Below are 12,644 nucleotides of genomic sequence, written 5' to 3' on the forward strand. Positions count from 1 at the left end.
CGAGACTATCGGCCACAGGGCTGTCGCGGCGGTTGTGGCCCGGAAGACGCGCCGCCCGGGGCCCCGGCACGGGGCAGTCCGTCGGTGGGGGTGACAGCGCGTACCCGGACCACCATCTCCTCGGGGTTCGGCCCGGCCGGCGACTCCGCCACCCGGAAGGTGTCCCGACCTGCCGCCTTGGCGGCGTAGAGGGCTCCGTCGGCGGCGTCGAGGACCTGCTGCCCGACGGTGCCGTGGTCCGGGTAGACGGCGATCCCGGCCGAGACGGTGACGTGCACCTCGACGGCGTTCCCGGTGTTCGTCGCGACCACTGTCGGGTGGTCCCGGACCGCCGCGCCGAGCCGTTCGGCGACGATCGCCGCCCCCCGCGCGTCGGTCTCCGGCAGCAGCACCACGAACTCCTCCCCACCCTGACGGAAGGCCAGGTCCACCTCCCGGATCTCGCCGCGCAGCCGGTGGGCGAACTCGGCCAGCACCGCGTCCCCGGCCGGGTGTCCGTACGTGTCGTTGACCGCCTTGAACCGGTCCAGGTCGAGGACGAGGACGCTGAGCATCCGCCCGAACCGGTGGGCGCGTTCCACCTCCCGTCGCAGGGACTCGCGCAGGTAGCGGTAGTTCCACAACCCGGTCAGCGGATCGGTGAGGGAGAGCCGTTGGACCTCCTCGTGGACCCGGACGTTGTTCACCGCCACCGCCGCCTGACCGGCGAAGGTGCGCAGGGTGACAAGGTCGTCGTCGTCGAACTCGTCACCGCCGTGCCTGTCGTAGAGCACCAGGACTCCGAGGGCCCCGACAGCGGTCCCGTACGCCGGGTCACCCGCGTCGGCCGGGCCGGGGACGGCGAGGGGCACCACCACGTACGTCGTGCAGCCCGGCTCACCCACCGGCGGCGCGCTCGGGTCGGACCGACCCCGACACGGCTCGCCGGTGGCCGCCACCGCGCCGAGGATCCCCCGGCCGACCGGCACCCGCAGCACGGGCGGGGTCGGCCCGGTCCCGTCGGGCCACCTGTCGGCAAGCCCCTCGTCGCACTGCCCGACCAGGGTGCCGGCCCCGTCGAGCAGCAGCACCGCGCCCGCCCGGGCACCGGTGGTCACGATCGCGCTGTGCAGGATCACCGGCAGGATGCGGTGCAGGTCGTGGGTGCTCGACAGGGTGTCGCCGAGCACCGACAGGTGGCTGCGCAGCTGGTCCCGGCTGGTGGTGAGGGCCTGCACGTAGCAGTCGGTCTCCCTGGTCATCCGGTTGAAGGCGGCGGCCAGCCGGCCGATCTCGTCGGTGCTGCGGATCGGCACCCGGGCGGTCAGGTCCCCCTGGGCGACCCGGTCCACCGCCCCGGCCAGCTCGGCCAGGGGCCGGGTGGTGACCCGGGCCAGTCGCCACGCGGCCAGCACCGCCAGCGCGGCGGCGAGCAGCACCACTGCGGAGAGGATCGCGTACCTGCCTGTCGACTGTTCGCTGCGGACCGACAGGACCAGCGACAGCGGCTGACCCGGCGTCGGGGTGACCCGCCGCAGGTAGCGTCCGTCGCCGCTGGTGGTGACCCGGTCGGCGGCGGTGGCGGACCAGGTCGCCCCGGGTGGCCCGGCCCCGTCGGTGCTGTGCGCCACCCCGGCGGAGTCGAGGAGGGTGACGGCGACCCCGGTCACCGCGGCCAGACTGGTGACGAACGCCGGGTCGACCCGCCACGCGGCGGCGACCGAGCCGAGCGCCTCCCCGGCGGGGTCGCGCAGGTCGACCCGGGCGGCCAGGGCCCGGACCGGCCCGCCGGTCGCCGTCGCTGTGGTGCAGTCCTCCCAGGGCAGGCTGGGTGCCCCGGGGGTGGTGTAGGTGATCCGGCCGGTGGCGTCGGTGACCTCGACGGCGGCGGCCAGGCCCCGGCTGACCACCTGACCGGCGGTGCCGGGCCGGGCGGAGGCGGCGGCCAGGGCGACCGAGTCGGCCGCCGCCCGTAGTTGCCGACAGAGGGCGTCCACCGAGGTACGCACCGAGGCGGTCGCCACCCGCAGCCGCTCGGTGGAGCGGCTGCGGTCGACGGCTGCCATGGTGGTACCGGCGAACACCGCGCCCAGCAGGACCGGGCCGAGCACCACAGCGAGGAAGGCGGCGCTCAATCGCCCGCGTAGCGTCACGCTTCCCCCCGGAAGTTCCGCGCCCGATCCTGCGATGCTGACACAGAGCCACCGATAGACCAACGTTGCGTCAGGAGTGTTGCGTGGCCGATTTTTCCGAGGACGTACCGACTCCCGTCGAGGCGAAGCGACGAACCCGCCACGACCTGCTGCTGCACCGCCGGGCCCAGACCGCGCAGCAGCGGGCCGCCGCCGCCGAGCGGATCGGGGCCGAGCTGACCGACCTGGTACGCCGGATCCGCCCCGCCCGGGTGGCCGCGTACGTCCCTGTGGGTTCCGAGCCGGGCGGACCCGACCTGCCCGACCGGCTGCGCGCCGCCCTCCCGCCCGGCGGTGAGCTGCTGCTGCCGGTGCTGCGTACCGACCTGGACCTGAACTGGGCCGGGTACGACGGCTCGCTGGTCGCGGCGGGACGGGGGATGCGGGAGCCGACGGAACCCCGGCTCGGGGTGGAGGCGATCGCCGGGGCGGATCTGGTGCTGGTGCCGGCGTTGGCGGTGGACCGCCGGGGGGCGCGACTGGGTCGCGGCGGCGGCTCGTACGACAGGGCGCTGGCCCGGGTGTCGGCGCGGACCCTGACCGTGGCGCTGCTGCACGACGGTGAGCTGGTCGACAGGTTGCCGGCCGAGCCGCACGACCGGCCGGTCCGCGCGGTGGTCACCCCCGGCGGTGGACTCCTCACCCTGGTCGACGCTGCGGGTGTCGCTCCCCACACTTCCGCTGGACGAACCCGGGGGTGATGACGCAACATTGGCACTCGAATACGTCGAGTGCCAATCGGCCGTTCCAGAACTCCGGAGGAGACCGTGCCCACGTACCAGTACGCCTGCACCGCGTGCGGTGACCAACTCGAGGCGGTGCAGTCCTTCGCCGACGCCCCGCTGACCGAGTGCCCCGCGTGCCAGGGCCGGCTGCGCAAGGTGTTCAACTCCGTCGGGGTGGTGTTCAAGGGGTCGGGGTTCTACCGCACCGACTCCCGCTCCTCCGGCTCCGAGGGCAGGAGCGGCGGGGGCGGCGGGGGCGGCGGGGGCGACAAGTCCGCCGCCACCTCGTCGAGCAGCTCCTCGTCCGACTCCGGCAGCTCGTCCGGGACCTCCGGCAGCGGATCGTCGAACAGCTCGTCGGGCAGCTCGTCGGGCGGGTCCTCCGGCGGGTCCGCGAAGGCCCCGGCCGCCAGCGGCTCCGGAACCACCTCGTCCTGACGTCGACCACCCGGGACCGGTCCGCCTACGGGCGGCCCGGTTCCGACAGGGTCAGTCCCAGTGTGGGGGCCGTTCGGCGAGCAGCCGGTCGTCGTTGCCGACACCCCGCTCGCCCCAGCCCCGGTCGGTGTCGTCGGACGTCTGCTCGGGCAGCACGACGAAGTCCTCGCTCAGGTCGACCACCCGGTCGTCGTCGCCGCGTACCCCCGGATCCACGCTCACGAGGGGCAAGGATAGCGCCCGGCCGCCCCGGCATCCTGCTCCCCGACCCGCCGTCGAGGGCGCACCACGGCACCCGGCGGGTTGGTAGCGTCGGTCGACGTGACCACGCCCAGCGGTGCCAGCTCCGCCGACGACCACTGGCGACGCCCCGCGGACCAGCCGGTGGGCCCCTCCGGGCCGGACGCGTCCCCGCCGCCCGGACCCCCCACCAACGGGTACGCCGGGCCCCCGCCCACCGTCGCCCCGCCGGCCGGTTGGCGGCCGCCCCTGCACCTGCAACCGGCGGCCCCCCGCCGGCTGCCCGCCCAGGACATGGTCGAGCTGGACACCGACGAGCAGCGCGCCCAGCGGATCACGTACGTGGTCGGCTCGGTGGCCGGGGCGGTGCTGCTGATCCTGCTCTGCCTCTTCTGCACCCGGCTGCTGTTCTGAGCAGCCCCAGAGTCGGATCTCCTGAGCGGCCCGAGGGTCAGAAGGTGTTCTGCCAGAGCGTCTCGGCCCCGCTGTGCCCGGCCCGGAAGGTGTAGATCAACACCGGTACGGCCAGCACCACCACCAGCACCGACAGCACCCGCCCGACCCACGACGGCGGGTTCGGGGCCTTCGGGTGGTCGCTGGTGACCACCAGCAGCGCCAGGGTCACCACCGACAGGGCGATGGTGAACCGGAACAGCCAGTCACCCTGCTGGGAGTGGTAGTAGATCTCGTCGAGGGCCTCCTGGGGGTAACCCTTGGCCACCAGGGCGTCGGTCAACGCCTCGCCGGACTGGGTCGCGGCGAACGCCGCCACCGGTGCGCCCAGTGCCAACAGCCCCACCGCCCAGTCCATCTTCGGACGCCACCGCGCCCGTAGGGCGTAGACCGGCCCCAGTAGCGCCAGCAGTGGAATGAGCGTCACCGCCGCGTGCACCACGAGGGGGTGCAGCGGCAGACCGAGAAACTCCTTGAACACCGGCTCCTCCGACGTCGGGTTACGGTCGCGGGTCGCCAGCGTACGGCCTCCGGCCTGTCTCAGCTGTACACGCAGCCCGTTCCGGTCCGGTTCACCCACGTTTCACCCGACGTTCGGTTGTGGTCGGGGCCACCCGGCCGACAGGTTCGCGTGTCTGCCGAACTCCTGCGTGCTGTCATTGCCTCATGTCCACCGGTGAGGAACTGCTCCGGTCGAGGGGACTTCGGGTCACCCGGCCGCGCCTCGCCGTACTCGACGTGCTCGGCGGCGGCGGCCACCTGGAGGTCGACGAGATCACCCGCCGGGTACGGATGCGGCTCGACTCGGTCTCCACCCAGGCCGTCTACGACATCCTCGGGGCGCTGTCCCGGGCCGGACTGTCCCGGCGGATCGAACCGGCCGGCAGCCCCGCCCGGTACGAGGCCCGCGCCGGCGACAACCACCACCACGTGGTCTGCCGGGGCTGCGGCGAGATCGCCGACGTCGACTGCGCCACCGGCAGCACCCCCTGCCTCGACCCGAACATCGCCCACGGGTACGAGATCGACGAGGCCGAGGTGACCTTCTGGGGGCTCTGCCCCGCCTGCCGGGTCCGGCGCGACACCGACCACTGACCCGGCTCCCGAGTCACGGATCAGCGGTCCCGGGTCGGCGACGGTTGCCGACCGGCGGGCCCGACGTGGCACTCTTGGTCGGTGAACTCCGATGATCTCGGCCTCTTCGGTCCGGATTCGGTCACCTGGAAGGTGCACGCGGAGCCGGTCCTGATGGTGGCGGGCCTGCGTGCGCTCTACCTCCAGTCGCTGCACCCGAGGGCGATGGCCGGGGTGGCGCAGAACAGCAACTACCGTACGGACGCGTGGGGCCGCCTGGTCCGCACCTCCGAGTACGTCGCCACCACCATCTTCGGGACCACTGCCGAAGCCGAACGGGCCGGACGCCGGATCCGGGCCGTGCACGCCCGGATGAGGGCGACGGACCCCCTCACCGGTACGCCGTTCCGGGTCGACGAACCCGACCTGCTCCGATGGGTGCACGTGACCGAGGTGGAGTCCTTCGTCGGCACCGCCCGTCGGGCCGGAGTGGCCCTCACCGGCGACGAGGTCGACAGGTACTACACCGAGCAGCGTCGGGCCGCCGCCCTGGTCGGGCTGGACCCCGACAGCGTCCCCGGAAGGGCCGCCGAGGTCGAGGCGTACTACCGGGAGGTCCGTCCGCAGCTACGGATGACCCGGGAGGCCGCCGAGACGGCGCTCTTCCTCACCGTGCCGCCGATCCCGTGGAAGGTCAGCCTCCCGGTCCGGCTCGGCCTGACCCTCGGACCGCCCCGCTGGGCGTACCTGGGTCTCGCCACCACCGCGCTCGGCCTGCTGCCCGCCTGGGCCCGTCGGCTCTACGGAGGTCTGGGACTGCCCACCACCGCCCTCTCGGCGGACCTGGGCGTCCGCACCCTCAGACTGGCGTTGACCGCCGTCCCGAGGCACCTACTGATCGGCCCGATCCAGGTCGCCGCCCGGGAGCGGGCCGCCCGGCACGCCGCCGGCTGAACCCGACAGACCGCCGGTCGCCACCGACGCACTGCCTGTGGAACCCGACAGGCCACCGGTCGCCGCCGACACACCACGGGTCGAGTCCGGACCGCCGCCGGACGGGTCGGTGAGGGTCCGCTCCACCGACGCCCAGGGCTCCTTCCCGTCGACCTGCGCCCCGTCCGGGCAGGTACGCCGGAAGTCGCACCAGCCGCAGAGGGCGCCCGGGGTGGTGGGGAAGGCCTCGTCGGGGTCGCCTCCGTCGGCGACCGCCCGTTCGGCCGCCATGATGTCCCTGGCCGCCGCCTCGGCCCGGGACACCTGCCGGGCCAGCGACTCGGCGGTGTGATCGTGTGCGGCGACGGTCCCGGTGGGCAGGTGGTGCAGCTCCACCCGGCGACACGGGCGGCGGAACACCCGCTCGGCGGCGTACGCGTAGAGGGCCAGGGCCTGTGATCCCCGGGCGTCGTCGGCGTCCAGCCCCGACCGGCCCGTCTTGTAGTCGACGATCGCCAGCTCCGGCCCGTCCGGGCCGGTCCGGGAGTCGATCCGGTCGGCCCGGCCGTTGAAGGCCAGGACCGCGGTCTTCACCGCGACCACCCGCTCCACCCCGAGCGGCTCCACGCCCGGCTCCAGGGTGCCGACGTAGGACTCCAGCCAGTCCGAGGCCCGCCGGAAGGCGGCCCGTTCCTGCTCGTCGTCGCGGTACCCGTCACGGACCCAGACGCCCTTGAGCAGCGCCGCCATCGCCTCCGGTCGACGCCGGTCGGCCGGGAGGGCGTACCAGTTCTTCAGGGCGGTGTGCACGCTCGCACCGAGGGAGTTGTGCGCCCACGGCGGCCCCTTCTGCGGGGCGGGCCGGTCGACGTAGGAGTAGCGGTACCGGCGGGGGCAGTCCGCGTACGCCCCGAGTCGGCTCGGTGTGCAGACGAACAACCGCTCCGGCATGCCCTCGAAGCCGAGCTGCTCGGACTGGTCGGCCCGGGGACGGGGGGCCCGTCGACCCGTCGAGGAGGGACGGCTGTTCGAGGTGGGTCGTCGCACCCCTGCGATCCTGCCATCCCGGTACGACACGGGCATCCGGTGACCCGCCGGGACCGGATCAGACCTGCCGGGCGAACCAGGGTCCGGTCAGACCTGCTGGGCGTACTGGGTGACGAAGGCGAAGACCGCATCGGCGATGAGCTGTACGGCGATCGCCGCCAGGAGCAGACCGGCGATCCGGGTCAGCACCTCGATCCCGCCCGGCCGCAGCACCTTGACGATCCCACCGGAGAAGCGCAGCACCACCCAGACGGTCACCATCACCGCGACGATCGCGGCCCCGATCGAGGCGTAGTCACCGGGGCCGTCGCCCTGCTGCACGAAGAGCATCGTCGCCACGATCGCCCCCGGCCCGGCCAGGAGCGGGGTGCCCAGCGGCACCAGGGCGATGTTGGAGGTGGCCTGCTTCGTCGGGTCGTCGGTCTTGCCGGTGAGCAGTTCCAGGGCGACCAGGATCAGCAGGAGCCCACCGGCGGCCTGCAACGCGGGCAGGTCCACGTGCAGGTAGGCCAGGATGGTCTGCCCGGCGACCGCGAAGATCACGATGACGCCGAGCGCCAACGCCACCGCCTGCCAGGCGGCCCGGTTCCGGTCCCGGGCCGACAACGGACCGGTCAGGGCGAGAAAGATCGGCATCATGCCCGGTGGGTCGACGATCACCAACAGGGTCACGAATACCGCGCCGAACAGCTGCACATCCACCCGGACACGGTATCGGTGCCCTGGGCAGGGAATATTCAGGTCATCCGGTTGCGACCGGGGTCACTTCACCGGCCTCGGCGAGGATCCGCTCGTACGCCTGCGGCGCGGTGGTGAACGCGCCGAGCCGGACCGTCTTGTGGGTGCCGTGGAAGTCCGACGACCCGGTCACCAGCAGGCCCAACTCGGCGGCGAGACCCCGCACGTGGGCCTGCTCGGCAGGTGACTGGTCCTCGTGGTCGGCCTCCAACCCGGCCAACCCGGCGGCGGCGAGGTCGGCGATCAACTCGTCGGGCACGATCGGCCCCCGACGGCTGGCCCGGGGGTGGGCGAAGACCGGCACCCCACCGGCTGCCCGGACCAACTCCACCGCCCGGAACACGTCGATGTCGTCCTTGGGCAGCCGGTACCGCTCACCCAGCCACCGTGGGGCGAACGCCTCGGCGGTGTCGGCGACCAGACCGGCCCGGATCAGCGCCGCCGCGATGTGCGGTCGACCGACGGTCCCCCCGGCGGCCCCGGCCAGCACCTGCGGCCAGCTCACCTCGACCCCGTCGGCGCGCAGCAGCGCCACCATCCGCTCGGCCCGGGTCTCCCGGGCGATCCGTACCCGCGCCAGCTCCGCCACCAGCTCCGGGGACTCCGGATCGAACAGGTACGCCAACAGGTGCAGCGACAGCGCCGGTTCGACGCCGTGCCAGCAGCAGGACAACTCCGCCCCCCGGACCAGGCTCAGCCCGGTCGGCAGGGCGGCCACGGCCGGCGCCCACCCGGCGGTGGTGTCGTGGTCGGTGATCGCGACCACGTCGAGGCCGGCGTCGGCAGCGGCCCGGACCAGCTCCGCCGGGGTCAGCGTGCCGTCACTCGCCGTCGAGTGGGTGTGCAGGTCGATGCGGGGACTGGTGATCACGATCCGACCGTACCGGGCTCGCCCGACGGCTCCCGCGACCGCCGCCCGGTCACGGGTGGCTCGGGGTGACCACCACCGGCGGGTGTTCCGGCCCCGCCCCGGCCAGGCTGGTCGAGGTGCCCCGGTCACCGGCGAGCACCCGGTCGACCCGCAGCCGGACCAGGTTGCCCGCCCGGTCGGCGTAGAGGGCGGTACCCGGCAGAGCCCAGGCCACCGCGCCGGTCAACGACGGACCGGCCGGGTGCACCCCCGGTGCCCCACCGAGGGTGTCCAGATCCACCAGGACCGCTCCCGCGTCCCCGTCCGCCCGGTTGACGAGCAGCCAGCGCCCGTCGGCGGAGACCGCCCCGTGCCCGTCCGGACCGAGCGGCACGCAGCCGGGCCGGCCCTCGACCCGTCCGGTGGGACCGAGCGACGCCAGGCAGGACCGGCCGTCTCCGTCGACGACCTGACCGACCAGCCGCCCGTCCGGACGGCTGCCGTAGACGTGCCGGACGGACCCGTCGAGGTCCCGGGGTGGCCCCTCGGCCGGTCGCCAGCTCGCCAGGCCCGGCCGGTCCGGGTTCCGGCGGACCAGGACCGTGTCGCCGACGACGCCGACGGGTTCGACACCGTCGGCCACCGGGGTCCCCACCGTCGCCACCAGTTGCCCGGCGACCACCCCGGCGGTGTGGAGCTGCCCGCCGTCGCGCCACGCCACCCGTCGACCGTCCGGGGCCGCCACGATCGTCGCGGCCCCGGCCAGGAGGACCCCGACGGTCCCGTCCGAGCCGACCGACCAGAGGGTACGACCGGCAGCGGTCGCCCGGCCCAGGAGCAGCCACCCGGTGTCGTCGGGCATCCGCTGGGCCCGCTCGACCGGGCCGACCCCCTCCAGTTCGATCTGGCGGCCCTCGGTGGTCCCCAGCGACGTGCCGACGATCAGGTCGGCCTCGGCGCGTACCGCCCCGACCGCCGGGGGCTGTGGACCGACGGAGACGGCAGTCGAGGGGCCGAGGGGGTCACCGATGAGCACCGGCGAGTCCGGCCGGGTCGACCCGCCCCCGATCTGCGCCACCCCGGTACTGACAGCGACGGTGGCGACCGCAGCCAGGGCCACCCCGGTCAGGGTCCGCCGCCGCAGGGTCCGGTTCGCCCGGCGGATCGCCCGGTCGGCCGGGTCGACGGGCAGCGGTCGGGCCAACTCGGCCTGTCGCCGCAACGACTCCCGTACCGCCAGTTCCAGCTCGTCGGGCTGGTCACCCTGGTCGTCGGTGGGCACCGGCCGGTCGGGGGTCCGGGGGCCGGGCCGGCCCGTCACCCCGCTCACCGGGTCTCCACCGCCGTCGGTACGACGGGTCCGGCGAGCGCCGGCGTCACCTGTTGTACGGGTGTCCGCCGCCGTTGACCCACACTCGGCACCGGATCACTCCGGCGTGCGGGCTTGCCGGGTGCCGGGTCGGCCGGGCGGGGGTGGGCCGCGAGGTCGGGGACCAGTTGGTCGCCCAGGCGGCGGCGCAGGGTCGCCAGTGCCCGGGCCGTCTGACTCTTCACGGTGCCGGTGGAGATCCCGAGCAGGGTCGCCGTCTGCGACTCCGACAGGTCCTCGTAGTAGCGCAGGACCAGCACCGCCCGCTGACGGTTGGGCAGCATCCGCAGGTGCTGCCAGAGCAGGTCACGGTCGAGTCGCCGCTCCATCTCGTCGACGGCGGCCGACTCGGGCAGCACGTCGGTGGGGCGCTCCCCGTGCCACCGACGTCGCCACCAGCTCGTCGAGGTGTTCACCATGACCCGTCGGGCGTACGGCTCGACGGCGTCGATCCCGCCGAGCCGCCGCCACGCCAGGTACGTCTTGGTCAACGCGGTCTGCAACAGGTCCTCTGCGGTGGCCCAGTCCCCGGCGAGCAGGTACGCCGTCCGCAACAGCGCGGCGGAGCGGGCCGCGACGAACTCTCGGAACTCCTCCTCCAAGGGGTCCCTGGTCGCCACCGCACACCTCCGTGCCCCGCCGCGCCGAAGCCGTCAGGCGCCGTCGTCGGCCTTCGCCTCGTCGGCTTCCTTGCCCAGCCGCGCCTCGACCGCCTGCGGCTCGTACATCTCCTCGACGACGCGCAGGTAGAGCTCGTTGGGGTTGGGCAGGTTCTTGATCTCGCGGAGGGCCTGGTCCTGACCGGCGGACTCCAGCACGAAGGTGCCGTAGTTGAGGGCCCGGCCGGTGGGGGACTGTTCGTACTTCATGTCGGTGACCCGGGCCAGCGGCATCATCGCGACCTTGCGGGTGATGATGCCGTTGACCACCATCACCCGCTTGTTGGTCAGGATGAACCTGTCGTACCACCAGTCGGCGACCCGCCAGGCCACCCATCCCATCACCGCGAACCAGACCAGTACGGCGATCGTGGTGAGGGCACCGACGTCCTGCCCGGCGAGGAAACCGGAGAGGTAGCCGAGGACGAAGGTGGCGGCGACGCCGACCAGGACCGGGGTGGTGAGGTGGATCCAGTGTCGCTTCCACTCGCCCCGGTACCGCTCGGTGGGGAACAGGTAGCGGGCGACGAGCGAGCTGGGCTCGTCCTCCAGGGGCAGCACCCGGCGGGGGCCGAGCGGCATCCCGGAGGCGTCGACCCGCAGGCCCGCCAGCTCCTCTTCGGAGATGCTGGGGGGTTGGTAGTCGGGCTCGGGGTCACGGACCCACGTCTGGCCGGGCCGCTCCTCGCCGGAGTAGCCGGCGCGGTCGCCGTATCCGACGTCGTCGGAGAAGACGGGGCGGGCACCGAAGCCCGACTCCGGACCGTCCTCACGGTAGCGAGGGATCGGCTCGGTGTCGTGTTCCCGGCGGGCCCGATCCGGGTCGTCAGGGTCGAAGGGTGGACCCGAGGGGCTACCCATCGGTGGCTAGGCCACGATGCTGGTGAAGAAGTCGCCGAACCCCTCAGCGATGTCCACGATGCCGCCACCGAGCGACTTGAAGACGTCTGCTGCCGAGTTCGGTCGGTAGGCGACGAAGAAAACCAGGAATGCGATACCGGCCCAGGTGAGAACCTTCTTGACCATGGCGGTCCCATCCTCTCGCGCGGCGCCGGGTTCGATTACCGCAGCGGCACCCACAGTATCAGCAAGGTGTCGTACAGTGAATATCTGCGTCCTTTCTCCGACACCTGAGGCAGGTTGTCAAGCCCTGTCCTAGATCGAGGCCACTCTGCCTCGATCGACACGACCCGGTCAGGCCCTGCCCTGCAGGTACGGAGACGGTGCGCCGTACACGAGTTCGGGGGGTGTCCACTCGGTCAGGTCGTGCAACACGACGTCCTCCGCGAGCAGATGTCCCGCACTCGCCGGCCAGGCTATCGCATGAAGCCACATTCCCCGAGCTTCTCCGGCGTACGCGCTTCGATCGTCGCGGGACTCCACGACCCACAGTGGAGTGGGGTGACCGGCCACTTTGATCTTTGCGGTGCTGCGGTGTCCCGGATGGCGTGGACCCGGATCACGGAGTGCTTCGACCAGCTCAGGGCCGGGGTCGGGGCCTGTCGTCCCGGCGAACCTGGTGCCCAGCCCGACACCCGGTTCCTCGGCCACGAAGAGCAGATCGGCGGGGCCACCGCCGAGCGGGGCGGGGCCGGCACAGGCCACCGCTGTGGCCCGGATCCCACCCCTGTCGTCACCGGCGTACGCCACACCGGTGAGCGTCCAGCCCGCCGGCAGCGGCCAGGGACACCACAGCGGCACCCCGGGACGCGAGGGCGGGTCGACGTCGGCGGCGAGGCGGTCGACGACGCTCGCCACGATCTCCGCGCCGATGTTCCGGGGCACGTGCAACGGCGGGACCGGGCCGCAGGCCAGACAGCGCGACTCGGAGTTCATCAGGTCCGCCGGCCGTACCGGCCCGCCACATCTTGGACAACTCACCGCGACGCTCACATCTCCACCGTTCTCCTGTCCAGCCGCCCCGTCAAGCCGGGCGGCGGATCCGGT

15 protein-coding genes and 1 pseudogene are annotated in these 12,644 nt (G+C 73.3%); 4 read left to right on the top strand and 12 right to left on the bottom strand.

Going from position 1 to position 12,644, the window contains the following annotated elements:
* Positions 1–5: 5 nt before the first annotated feature.
* Positions 6–2,132 carry a diguanylate cyclase gene (locus tag ABT336_RS08535; RefSeq protein WP_350895884.1) on the bottom strand — a complete coding sequence of 709 codons (2,127 nt, stop codon included), beginning with the start codon at positions 2,130–2,132 and terminating at the stop codon, positions 6–8.
* 83 nt (positions 2,133–2,215) lie between these two features.
* Here ABT336_RS08535 and ABT336_RS08540 point away from each other — a divergent pair, with 83 nt between their 5' ends.
* Complete coding sequence (locus ABT336_RS08540) at positions 2,216–2,872, top strand: 5-formyltetrahydrofolate cyclo-ligase (protein WP_350895885.1); 657 nt, start codon at positions 2,216–2,218, stop codon at positions 2,870–2,872.
* Positions 2,873–3,093: 221 nt separating this feature from the next.
* On the opposite strand, the gene ABT336_RS08550 is transcribed toward ABT336_RS08540, so the two are convergent.
* Positions 3,094–3,324, bottom strand: coding sequence for a hypothetical protein (locus ABT336_RS08550; protein ID WP_350895926.1), 231 nt, complete (start codon positions 3,322–3,324; stop codon positions 3,094–3,096).
* A gap of 61 nt (positions 3,325–3,385) precedes the next feature.
* Positions 3,386–3,565 carry a hypothetical protein gene (locus tag ABT336_RS08555; protein ID WP_434742782.1) on the bottom strand — a complete coding sequence of 60 codons (180 nt, stop codon included), beginning with the start codon at positions 3,563–3,565 and terminating at the stop codon, positions 3,386–3,388.
* Positions 3,566–3,655: 90 nt separating this feature from the next.
* On the opposite strand from ABT336_RS08555, the gene ABT336_RS08560 reads away from it, so the two are divergent.
* Positions 3,656–3,988 (top strand): hypothetical protein, encoded by a 333-nt coding sequence (locus ABT336_RS08560; RefSeq protein ID WP_350895887.1) that lies wholly within the window; start codon positions 3,656–3,658, stop codon positions 3,986–3,988.
* A 37-nt stretch (positions 3,989–4,025) separates the two neighbouring features.
* On the opposite strand, the gene ABT336_RS08565 is transcribed toward ABT336_RS08560, so the two are convergent.
* A complete protein-coding gene (locus ABT336_RS08565; protein WP_350895888.1) occupies positions 4,026–4,508 on the bottom strand; it encodes a DUF2231 domain-containing protein in 483 nt (160 codons plus the stop codon).
* 185 nt (positions 4,509–4,693) lie between these two features.
* Between ABT336_RS08565 and ABT336_RS08570 the strand changes: the two genes are divergently transcribed.
* Entirely contained in the window at positions 4,694–5,122 is a 429-nt protein-coding gene (locus tag ABT336_RS08570) for a Fur family transcriptional regulator (RefSeq protein WP_350895889.1), read from the top strand.
* A gap of 81 nt (positions 5,123–5,203) precedes the next feature.
* Entirely contained in the window at positions 5,204–6,055 is an 852-nt protein-coding gene (locus ABT336_RS08575; RefSeq protein ID WP_350895890.1) for an oxygenase MpaB family protein, read from the top strand.
* 117 nt (positions 6,056–6,172) lie between these two features.
* On the opposite strand, the pseudogene ABT336_RS08580 reads toward ABT336_RS08575, so the two are convergent.
* The 8 genes and pseudogenes from ABT336_RS08580 to ABT336_RS08615 all read right to left on the bottom strand — a co-directional run.
* Positions 6,173–6,985, bottom strand: a pseudogene (locus tag ABT336_RS08580) (RecB family exonuclease); the annotation flags it as partial.
* A 183-nt stretch (positions 6,986–7,168) separates the two neighbouring features.
* Positions 7,169–7,783, bottom strand: a complete 615-nt coding sequence (locus ABT336_RS08585; protein ID WP_350895891.1) for a MarC family protein — start codon at positions 7,781–7,783, stop codon at positions 7,169–7,171.
* A gap of 40 nt (positions 7,784–7,823) precedes the next feature.
* Positions 7,824–8,687 carry a PHP domain-containing protein gene (locus tag ABT336_RS08590; RefSeq protein WP_502891140.1) on the bottom strand — a complete coding sequence of 288 codons (864 nt, stop codon included), beginning with the start codon at positions 8,685–8,687 and terminating at the stop codon, positions 7,824–7,826.
* 52 nt (positions 8,688–8,739) lie between these two features.
* The gene (locus ABT336_RS08595) at positions 8,740–9,999 is read right to left on the bottom strand and encodes a hypothetical protein (protein ID WP_350895893.1); all 1,260 of its coding nucleotides are present in this window, start codon (positions 9,997–9,999) and stop codon (positions 8,740–8,742) included.
* On the bottom strand, positions 9,996–10,658 hold the full coding sequence (locus ABT336_RS08600) for a SigE family RNA polymerase sigma factor (RefSeq protein ID WP_350895894.1): 663 nt from the start codon (positions 10,656–10,658) through the stop codon (positions 9,996–9,998). The genes ABT336_RS08595 and ABT336_RS08600 overlap by 4 nt, the downstream gene beginning before the upstream one ends.
* Before the next feature lie 33 nt (positions 10,659–10,691).
* Positions 10,692–11,558, bottom strand: coding sequence for a PH domain-containing protein (locus tag ABT336_RS08605; protein ID WP_350895895.1), 867 nt, complete (start codon positions 11,556–11,558; stop codon positions 10,692–10,694).
* A gap of 6 nt (positions 11,559–11,564) precedes the next feature.
* A complete protein-coding gene (locus tag ABT336_RS08610; protein WP_169807035.1) occupies positions 11,565–11,723 on the bottom strand; it encodes a hypothetical protein in 159 nt (52 codons plus the stop codon).
* A 168-nt stretch (positions 11,724–11,891) separates the two neighbouring features.
* Positions 11,892–12,590, bottom strand: a complete 699-nt coding sequence (locus ABT336_RS08615) for a DUF6758 family protein (RefSeq protein ID WP_350895896.1) — start codon at positions 12,588–12,590, stop codon at positions 11,892–11,894.
* Positions 12,591–12,644: the final 54 nt, after the last annotated feature.

It is taken from the genome of Micromonospora sp. NPDC000207 (assembly GCF_040300925.1).
Lineage (GTDB): Bacteria > Actinomycetota > Actinomycetes > Mycobacteriales > Micromonosporaceae > Micromonospora.